This is a genomic window from uncultured Paraglaciecola sp., from assembly GCF_937123705.1.
Taxonomy (GTDB): Bacteria; Pseudomonadota; Gammaproteobacteria; order Enterobacterales; family Alteromonadaceae; genus Paraglaciecola.
The window spans coordinates 1-3816 of the sequence record NZ_CAKZKO010000170.1 but is presented as its reverse complement, the minus strand read 5'-3'; the positions used below and the strand labels follow the sequence as shown (position 1 = coordinate 3816).

The 3816-nt window shown below is 48.9% G+C and carries 2 protein-coding genes and 1 pseudogene; 1 reads left to right on the top strand and 2 read right to left on the bottom strand.

All coding sequences use genetic code 11. The features are described 5' to 3' along the window. Positions 1–951, top strand: a pseudogene (locus Q0688_RS22305) (conjugative transfer ATPase); the annotation flags it as partial. Between the two features lie 60 nt (positions 952–1011). On the opposite strand, the gene Q0688_RS22300 reads toward Q0688_RS22305, so the two are convergent. Together Q0688_RS22300 and Q0688_RS22295 are read right to left on the bottom strand one after the other, a co-directional pair. After that, positions 1012–1614 carry an isoprenylcysteine carboxylmethyltransferase family protein gene (locus Q0688_RS22300; RefSeq protein WP_299082551.1) on the bottom strand — a complete coding sequence of 201 codons (603 nt, stop codon included), beginning with the start codon at positions 1612–1614 and terminating at the stop codon, positions 1012–1014. Positions 1615–1650: 36 nt separating this feature from the next. Next, on the bottom strand, positions 1651–3816 hold a 2166-nt coding region (locus Q0688_RS22295), incomplete at its 5' end, for a CusA/CzcA family heavy metal efflux RND transporter (protein ID WP_299082550.1).

Genomic DNA, 3816 nt, shown 5'->3' with positions numbered 1-3816 from the left:
GAACGGGATCTGCTGGGTGAAATGGAATTGAAGGCCCGCATTATGATTACCGGCGGTGACAGCAAAGAAGAGGCCGTGATGACGCGGGCGGATCGCCTAACGATTCGTAGAGCGATCATCCTCGCTGCGGAGGAAAAGCAAGCGGCTGGCAGTCGAGAAATCGTATTAACCGAGGATGTGGTTAATGCGTTGAACAAGTTGGCGGCAGATGACTCCAGTACGCCGAAACGCCAAGAGCGTGCTAGAGACATGGCTGATGCAATGGCGTTGTATTGTTCCGGCACAGCCGGACACTTTTTTAACCGTGTGGGCAAGGCCTGGCCTGAGGCCGATGTCACCATCATGGAAATGGGGCTACTCGCCAATGAAGGCTATGAAGACCAGCTGGCCTTAGGGTTTATGGGTTTGATGAATCAGATCAACGGTGTCGTGGAGCGTGAGCAATATGATCATCGCCCGACCTTCGTGCTAGGTGATGAAGCGCACTTGATTACGACGAATCCCTTGTTAGCCATTTTCCTGGTTAAGATCGTGAAAATGTGGCGCAAGTTGGGTGCCTGGTTATGGTTGGCCACCCAGAACCTGGAAGACTTTCCCGACGCTGCAAAAAAACTACTCAGTATGTTCGAGTGGTGGATAGCGATGGTTTGTCCCAAGGAAGAGATTGAACAAATCTCACGCTTTAAAGACCTCACCGAGGAGCAGAAGGGCATGCTTCGCGCAGCAAGAAAAGAGCCTGGAAACTATACCGAGGGCGTTGTGCTATCGGACAACCTGCAATGCTTGTTCCGAAACGTGCCGCCACCGCTAGCTCTGGCACTAGCCATGACTGAAAAGCATGAAAAGCAGCAGCGTGCCGAGATTATGAAATCTCAGCACTGCTCCGAGCTGGAAGCAGTATTTGCTGTTGCTGAGGGTATAGGGTCGATGGAGCAGGATCAGCAAGCGTGATTACTCAGAGGGGTTGTTGTCTTTCTCTTGCTGTATTCGATGATGAATTTTCGTTACTCTCTAAACCCAACGTCTGACGTGTTTGCAATACTTTATATATTCTTCGCCATGCGTTTCTGTAAGAAACTGTTCTTCTATAGCTACCTGTATTTGGATTAGCGCTATATCTAGCATGAGGATAGTTAAAGTGAAGGGGTTTGGAAGTACGAGGAAAAAACCAAAAGACGTGAAAATAATTCCTACAAAAATTGGGTTTCTGGAGTAACGGAAAAGACCTTTCTGAATGAATTGTGTCTTCTCATCGTGATCTATACCGATACGCCAAGATGCTCCCATTTGAGACTGTGCAACTACAATCCATACTAAAGCGATGACCATGACACCCATGCCAATCAACTGAAATGCCTTGTGATTGATTAAAGCCATTGGCCCTAACGACTGGTAAAGCGTTGGAAGGAATGCATAAAGTGTAAAAACCAGAATTGAAACCAAAGGCAGGTATTTAAAATATAAACCGGTGATAGCTTCAGCTCCGATTTTTTTATTCAATTTTAAGGCATTAGCTCCCGTTTTTTTGGCAACCACATAATTTCGCCAGACAACGGCGAGGCCAAAAAAAGAAATAAAATATACAGCTAAAAATACAATAATTATTTTGCTCATTGCTAAAATGCCCCCGTTTGGAGGCACACCTCCTAACTAATGGTTATTTTTTTCGTTTCGATGCAACCAATGGTATAAAACGGGTAATACAAACAGCGTCAACAACGTCGATGAAATAATCCCTCCTATCACTACTGTTGCCAGAGGCCGTTGCACTTCTGCGCCAGTCCCCGTATTGAGTGCCATAGGTATAAAGCCGAGGCTGGCAACCAATGCCGTCATTAATACCGGACGCAATCGAATTAACGCACCATCAACAACTGATGTTAGAAGATCACCTTTTTCATGCCAGAGGTCACGAATAAAGGCCAGCATGACCAGACCGTTGAGAACGGCAACCCCGGATAGGGCAATAAAACCAACGCCCGCCGAAATAGACAGCGGCATATCCCGCAGCCATAGAGAGAGAACCCCGCCGGTTAGCGCCAAAGGCACGCCAGTAAAAATAATTAACGCATCTTTAAGCGATCCGAAGGCCATCACCAATAAGCCAATAATAATAAGCAGGGTGATGGGTACAACCACGGCTAAGCGTTGGCTGGCAGATTCCAGCTGCTCAAAGGTGCCGCCGTAATCGAGCCAGTAACCCGGTGGTATATCAACGTCGTTGTTAATGCGCGCTTTGACTTCGGTAACAAAGCTGCCGAGGTCACGGCCTCTCACATTGGCAGTCACTACTACCCGACGTTTCCCGTTTTCGCGGCTGATTTGTGCTGGCCCCGGTGAAATATCCAGAGTTGCAACTTCTTCCAGAGGGATGTAATCGCCATTGGATAAGGGGACGGGCAAAAACGAGAGACGGTCGATATCGCGACGTAGCGTTTCAGGTAAGCGCACAATCAACTCAAAGCGTCGGTCACCCTCGTACAATAAGCCCGCTGATTCACCGCCAATGGCAGCAGAGACCCAGTCTTGCAGTTCCACCACATTCAATCCGTATCGACCCAAGGCTGTGCGTTTGGGAATGATCGACAAGGTCGGTAGGCCAGTGACTTGCTCAACACGAGCATCTGCGGCTCCAGGCACCTGGTTGATTGCCTTGAGTATATCGTTAGCCGTTAATACCAGTTGATCGAGATCATCGCCAAAGACTTTAATGCCAAGATCAGCACGAACGCCAGATATCAGCTCGTTAAAGCGCATTTGTATCGGTTGGGTAAACTCGTAGTTATTACCGGGCAGTTCTTCGAGTGCGGTTTCCATTTCAGTGACCAGCTCATCCTTGGTTTTATCAGGATTAGGCCATTCATTGCGCGGCTTTAATATCACGAAGTTGTCGGCAACATTGGGTGGCATAGGGTCAGTGGCGACTTCTGCCGTGCCAATGCGCGCAAAAACCTTATCAACTTCCGGGAAAGACTTGATACGTTGTTCAAGAATTTCCTGCATCTTTACCGCCTGCTCTAACCCTGTGCCTGGAATTCGCATGGCGTGTAGCGCAATATCCCCTTCGTTTAACTGTGGGACAAATTCCGAACCCAATGTGGTCGCCAACCAGATACATCCCGCAACCAATAGAGTTGCAAAGCTGACGACGGCCCAACGAAATTTGAGCGCCAGCAGCAACAGTGGTTTATAAATAGATTTGGTCTTAGCGATCACCACGCTCTCTTTTTCACTGATCTTGCCGCGCAGGAAAACTGCGACAGCGGCAGGCACAATCGTCAGCGACAACACCATCGCCGACAACAAAGACATTACCACGGTGGCTGCCATCGGATGGAACATTTTTCCTTCGACACCGGTAAGTGAGAAGATGGGGATATACACAACAGTGATAATTGCCACACCAAACAGGCTGGGCCGGATAACTTCAGCCGTTGCTGTGTAGACCGTATCCAAACGTTCTCGCAAGCTTTGGGAGTTGCCACCACGTTGAGCCTCTGCCAAACGTCTTACGGAGTTTTCAACAATAATGACAGCGCCATCGACAATGAGGCCAAAATCCAGTGCGCCCAGGCTCATCAGATTAGCGGAAACCCCTGTGCGTACCATGCCGGTCATGGTGGCTAGCATGGAAAGTGGAATGACCGCAGCGGTAATGAGTGCCGCCCTAAAATTGCCAAGTAGAGTAAACAGCACGACAATCACCAGCAGTGCGCCTTCAAGCAGGTTTTTGGCAACAGTAGCAATGGCCTTGTCCACCAGACGGGTTCGGTCATAGACCGGCTCCGCGCTGACACCATCGGGTAATGAGTCTTG